At 37.6% G+C, this 4,693-nt stretch carries 5 protein-coding genes and 1 pseudogene; all 6 read right to left on the bottom strand.

The window, feature by feature from the left end:
• Nucleotides 1-1,087: pseudogene (locus tag H280_RS0122635) on the bottom strand (hypothetical protein); the annotation flags it as partial.
• 151 nt (nt 1,088-1,238) lie between these two features.
• A complete protein-coding gene (locus tag H280_RS0122630; RefSeq protein ID WP_020063372.1) occupies nt 1,239-2,054 on the bottom strand; it encodes an N-acetylmuramoyl-L-alanine amidase in 816 nt (271 codons plus the stop codon).
• 9 nt (nt 2,055-2,063) lie between these two features.
• Complete coding sequence (locus H280_RS0122625; RefSeq protein ID WP_020063371.1) at nt 2,064-2,423, bottom strand: hypothetical protein; 360 nt, start codon at nt 2,421-2,423, stop codon at nt 2,064-2,066.
• Between the two features lie 217 nt (nt 2,424-2,640).
• Nucleotides 2,641-3,255, bottom strand: a complete 615-nt coding sequence (ytpR, locus tag H280_RS0122620) for a YtpR family tRNA-binding protein (RefSeq protein ID WP_020063370.1) — start codon at nt 3,253-3,255, stop codon at nt 2,641-2,643.
• The gene (locus H280_RS0122615; protein WP_020063369.1) at nt 3,252-4,064 is read right to left on the bottom strand and encodes a DUF1444 domain-containing protein; all 813 of its coding nucleotides are present in this window, start codon (nt 4,062-4,064) and stop codon (nt 3,252-3,254) included. Before H280_RS0122615 ends, ytpR begins: the two co-directional genes overlap by 4 nt.
• Nucleotides 4,065-4,132: 68 nt before the next feature.
• Nucleotides 4,133-4,447: a thioredoxin family protein gene (locus H280_RS0122610; RefSeq protein ID WP_020063368.1), complete on the bottom strand. Its 315-nt coding sequence runs from the start codon at nt 4,445-4,447 to the stop codon at nt 4,133-4,135.
• Between the last annotated feature and the right edge of the window lie 246 nt (nt 4,448-4,693).

The raw sequence follows: 4,693 nt of genomic DNA, 5'->3' as shown, positions 1-4,693 counted from the left end.
ATTCCTCTGCTTCCAATGCCGCTTCTTCCATAACTGGTTCTTCCGTTATTTCTGTTGCTTTGGCCAACACTTCTTCTACTGATTCTTCTATCTCCGCAAATCCCTCTGCTTCCAATGCTGCTTCTTCCATAACTGGTTCTTCCGTTATTTCTGTTGCTTCAGCCAGCACTTCTTCTACTGATTCTTCTATCTCCGCAGATTCCTCTGCTTCCAATATTGCTTCTTCCATAACTGGTTCTTCCGTTATTCCAGTTACTTCTTCAATAGCAGATTCTTCTATTCTCTCAATTTCTTCATTCATTTCAGAGCTTGTCTCTACAACAGTATGGTCTTGTACTTCACTTTCAAATGTATGAACTTTCTTGGTAAAATCTTCAATTCGGACGATAACACCTTCAGACGTATCCAGCTGTTGGTCTTCATGGCTATGTAACGCCGCTTCGTTTTTCTCTACATCCACAATCGATTTGCTATCTTCTGTTTGTTCTTCATTCGTTTTAACAATGGTAGGTTCAACTTCTGTTAATCCATCTTGCGGTACATCATAACTTATATAGCCATTTTTCTCTAACCACGCATCAACAACTGATTTTCCTTCCATTGATATTTCAATATCTTCTCGTTGTTGCTTACTTTCCTCATTTTCTTTTTGTCTTGCTTCTGGACGATTGTATCCAAAAATGGGTGAAACTATTTCTGATGGGCGGAACGGTCTTCGATTGCTTTCAACTTTAGAAGCAGGTCTTATATTCTCAGTACTTGGTTTTATATATGTTTCTTCCACTTCTTCTACTCGTCTTGATCGGCGCCGTTCTCTAATCAGTCTTTCTTGTACAGCGGGCTTTTCTAGATGAGATGATTCCTGCGTATTCTCGTCAAATCCATTATCAGGAATTAACGGGAAACGGAAATTACTACCCGGATGCGATTTGGACGCTTGCAGCTCATCTTCTCGTTTATGAGAGTAGTAGTTTACATGAGGAATCTGAGAAGTAACCTTTTTCTCTGCAGGTGTTTCTATTTCTTGTAATGCTGTCGCTTCATTTTCTTCCTCTTTTTTAAAAAGCTTTTTCATCCAATCTAACATGCTTACCACTCTTTCTACTAAATAGTAACACCCTTTATTGTATCAGCATTCAGCAAAAAGTGCAGATGAAATTGCTTTCATTTTATTTACAGAAAAATGAAAAATATTATTAAATAAAAACAGCTCCATCTAAGATGGAGCTAAGAAAAAATCACCCTTTACTTACTCGATAGCTCTCAACACTATCCGCCACACTTTGCAGTAAAGAACGTAAATAATTCACATCTGATAGTTTTCTGTCTTCTTCTGGATTTGACATAAACCCTAATTCTAATAAAACCCCCGGTACCTCAGCCCAGTTAAACCCAGACAAATCATCACGAAATTTAATCCCGTTTACTTGTACGTTACCGTTTTCCTTTACTTTATTCACAATGAACTCAGAAGCGTTTAAACTCTCTTGATAAATGTTTTTTGTAAAAGTATTTTCTTTTGACGGCGTTAATACGGCAAACCCCTTTTCTGCTGTACTTTCCGAACCGTCTGCATGAATTCGTAAAAACAAATTCGCATGATGCTCATTAGCAATTGCCGCTCGTTCTTTATTACTCATATTCACATCATGTGTCGTTCTTGTCATGACCACTTCAATACCGTTTGCTTCTAACATCTCTTTTAATAGAACAGCTGCTTCTAAATTTAGTTCATATTCTCGCTTTTTCGTTACAACTCCTGTTGTTCCATCTGTTACTTTATATTTTTGTTTCGTTGCCCCTGGACCGATTGGCTCTAATTCCAAATTCGCTTTTCGTTGATGACCTGGATCGATACATACAATAAATTTTGGTTTTTCCCTGACAGGAGGAGATGCTGGCTCTTCTTTCGGTTCGTTACTTTGTACAGGGCTTTCAACATGAGGAGGTTTCTTTTCTTCTTGCTTAGGTGGTGTTTTGACAGTTTCCTTTGCGCATCCCATCATACAAAGCGCAGCTATCATTATTACAGAAACATTTTTTATGTACTTCATAGTATCTCCCTATCTATAAACAGAATTTCTTATGTACCAGGCAATTTCATCTACATGACTCGCGATACAAATCGGACTCCAAGTACTCCTCCCCCGCTCTGCAGTATACACATGTAAATTCTGTATATCTACAAAAATAGGATTACCAATGTCCGTATCATACCCAATCACAAACCAGCTTTCTTGCCAACTTCCTTCTTTTTCTCCTATTAATGAATTTCCTTTCTTATCGTAGCGATAACCAATTTGTCCACCTTCAAATTCTTGTTTATGAAATAAGTAAATTTCTAACGATTGCAATTCAATATCATGAATACGAGAAGTTTGAATGAGTTGAAGCAGTTCGTATACTTTTGGATGCTGCATCATGTGATATACCTCTTTTTTATATTTTTCTAGATTTTACCTAATATACTTTGAAAATACAATTCTTTTCCTGAAGACAACAGGACATTCAGGCATCGCGGTTGTGATTGGAGTATCGAACTTTGTCGGAGCGTCTTTAAATCATGTCGAAGCGCCGATATATCGGTGGACATACAAAAATAAGAGCTGACCACATTATGCGGTCAGCTCTTATTTTTATTTAGAATTTAAATTCTTGTCCAACTTCATAGCTGCCCTCAAGTACAAGGATACCTTTTTCTTGCGGAGCATCTGGAAGTTCTAATTCACGTGCTGAGCAAATCATACCGGAAGATGGAATGCCGCGAAGTTCTGCTGGCTTAATTAACATACCGCTTGGCATTACTGCACCGATTTTCGCAACTACTACTTTTTGGCCTGCGTCAACGTTTGGTGCACCGCATACGATTTGTAATGTTTCTGTACCAACTTCTACTTTACATACATTTAATTTATCCGCATTTGGATGCTTTTCTTTTTCTGCTACGTAACCAACAACAAATTTTGGTGAAAGGTCCGCTTCTACTGTTTCTGTAAAATCGTTCTTCGCTAAAATTTCATTGATTTTTTCAACAAGCTCTTTCGTTAATGTAAGGTTGCCTGTTTCTGTTACTTCCATATAAGAAGAAGCATTAAAAATATTGAATCCTGCTGTTACGTTGCTTTCACGATCGAAAACACGCGCTACATCTCCTTTGCGTTCAAATGTGCGGTTTTCTAATGTAATATCTTGCAGGGCAACAATTAATGTATCCCCAATTCCTTCAAGGTTATAAAAAACGTTCACTTTGTTCATCCTTTCTCTTTTTCACTTCGTTCTTTCCGATTTTTCGCCAAAATAAAGATCGGTTCAAAATTACCATCTTCATATACGAATGAAAGTGATGTAATCGGAACATGACCTTCTGCAAAAAACTTCATTGTCATTTGTGCAATAATATCATAACCGATTTTGTCTACGATATCAGCAACAATTAATACATCTTGGTGTGGAACAGCAACGACCATATCACCAGAAATTTGTTTCCGCATCTCTCGTAATAATGAATCGTTTAAAATACGGCTCGCATCATACCCGTCATTTGTATTTAAAAAGTAGAACGTATTTCCAGCAACTTCGTCTCGTTTAAAATCAGTGCTTAAAGAGCGCACATTGAACAATGCCATTTCACGTACTTGTTCTTCTGTCATTCCAATTTTCTTTAGCAAACGCTGATCAATAAGACGATATGTTTTATCTGCATCTAACGCATAGTAAATACGTGTTTCTGCTGTGTGTTCCGTCATAACAAACAGATTTCCTTTTTCTGCTTCTTTCGGAAAAGAAGTGGAACGGATTACAGGCAAAATTTTCGCTGTACTCGTTACTTCTTTATGCATCGCAACCAGCGCTTCTTCTACGTAATAGACAACTTCGTCAATCGCCTTCTCTTTCTGTACCTCCCACTTTGCTACAATACCTGGAAGAGAAACCGTAATTCCTTTTTTCGTATTTGTTTGCTCAATGCGAAGTGTTTCTTTTTCACTATCATACTGAAAGCTCCACTCTAATCGTGTAAGGCGCTTCATCAGCTCGTCTTTCATCTTTTTACTCGTCATTTTCATTTCGTTTACCTCCCTTCCGAAAAAAACAACCTCTACATATGAAGATAGAGGTTGTTTTCAGTTTCACTTTATTTTAAACCTTCAATAAACTCTTCAATTTGCTCTTGCGTTTTACGATCTTTGTTTACATAACGGCCTGTTTCTTCTCCCTTATTGTAAGCGACAAAGCTTGGAATACCAAATACGTCTAATTTGATGCATAGATCGATATATTCATCACGGTCTACATAATAGAAAGAGAACTCGCTATATTTTTCTTCTACTTCTGGCATAAATGGATCGATAAAGCGGCAATCCGGGCACCAATCCGCTGAGAATAAAAAGATCACTTTCTCTTCGTTTTTCAATTCTTGAAATTGCTCCATACTTTCTAATGCCTGCATCTATAATTCCTGGTTTAAAAAACTTATAAAAATCTATCAAAACGTTGGCGAACCAAGACAAAAGCCAACTACCGAAAAGGGATCTCACCTTTTTCCTGTCCGCAAGGCTATCACCTTCTCATTCACCTATTATGAAAGAATAACGGCAGGTTCCTGTTAGGAACGGTCTTGTATTGCGCATAATCATTCATCCGAGTCAACTATACGCAAAGGGATATAAGTTTTAAACCAGGTTCCCTCCCTTCT

The sequence above is a fragment of the Bacillus sp. 123MFChir2 genome (assembly GCF_000383235.1).
Taxonomy (GTDB): domain Bacteria; phylum Bacillota; class Bacilli; order Bacillales; family Bacillaceae_G; genus Bacillus_A.
The sequence above is the reverse complement of the archived record's forward strand: the minus strand, read 5'-3'. Positions and strand labels throughout refer to the sequence as shown.

Excerpts from the sequence above, each read along its gene's own strand:
- H280_RS0122630 (WP_020063372.1), bottom strand. The coding sequence starts at position 2,054 with ATGAAGTACATAAAAAATGTTTCTGTAATAATGATAGCTGCGCTTTGT.
- H280_RS0122625 (WP_020063371.1), bottom strand. The coding sequence starts at position 2,423 with ATGATGCAGCATCCAAAAGTATACGAACTGCTTCAACTCATTCAAACT.
- ytpR (WP_020063370.1), bottom strand. The coding sequence starts at position 3,255 with ATGAACAAAGTGAACGTTTTTTATAACCTTGAAGGAATTGGGGATACA.
- H280_RS0122615 (WP_020063369.1), bottom strand. The coding sequence starts at position 4,064 with ATGAAAATGACGAGTAAAAAGATGAAAGACGAGCTGATGAAGCGCCTT.
- H280_RS0122610 (WP_020063368.1), bottom strand. The coding sequence starts at position 4,447 with ATGCAGGCATTAGAAAGTATGGAGCAATTTCAAGAATTGAAAAACGAA.